This window comes from Paenibacillus sp. MZ04-78.2, from assembly GCF_024213375.1.
Classification (GTDB): Bacteria; Bacillota; Bacilli; order Paenibacillales; family NBRC-103111; genus Paenibacillus_G.
This window is the reverse complement of record NZ_JANAVJ010000142.1, coordinates 1-514: the sequence shown is the minus strand read 5'-3', so window position 1 is coordinate 514 and position 514 is coordinate 1. Positions and strand designations below refer to the sequence as shown.

Genomic DNA, 514 nt, shown 5'->3' with positions numbered 1-514 from the left:
CCATCATCGACGGCGATACCAGACTGCCCGGTATCACCGGTGCGGGCATCGGGGCGGTCACGATTGGCGTGGAAACCGCTTCTTTTTCGCAATAGCGGCAACCGTACACATAGCGGATCTGTTCCTCGACTTTCACTTGCGGCAGGATGATCGTTAGCTCCCGCCGCACTTCCGTACTCATCTCGTGCAGCTTTCCTCCGCAACACGAACAAACCTGCTCGTCTTCGCTGAGCCGGTATTCGATCGTTTCGACCGGCAGCGAATCGAGTTTCGCTTCACGGGCGCCAACCGATTTTTTGCGCTTGTAGGTGACCGTCTCCACCGTCGGCTCCGGCGCCGCCGGATTCGCCTCGGCCTCCGCTTCATTGAACAACGTGAGTTGGTCAGGATGAGTTTGTTCACTCGACGCGCCAAAACGCCGATGCTGCGTCAGACGGAACTGCTCCTCGTACCATTTGAGTTTGGCCGACAATTCCGCAATTTGCTTCTCCTGCTTGGCCGTCTTTTGTTTCAG

Annotated in this window: 1 protein-coding gene; it reads right to left on the bottom strand. The window is 57.2% G+C overall.

Annotation, left to right across the window (positions count from 1 at the left end):
- Nucleotides 1-514: IS66 family transposase zinc-finger binding domain-containing protein (locus NLX71_RS26420; RefSeq protein ID WP_254366776.1), on the bottom strand; the 514-nt coding region annotated here is incomplete at both ends.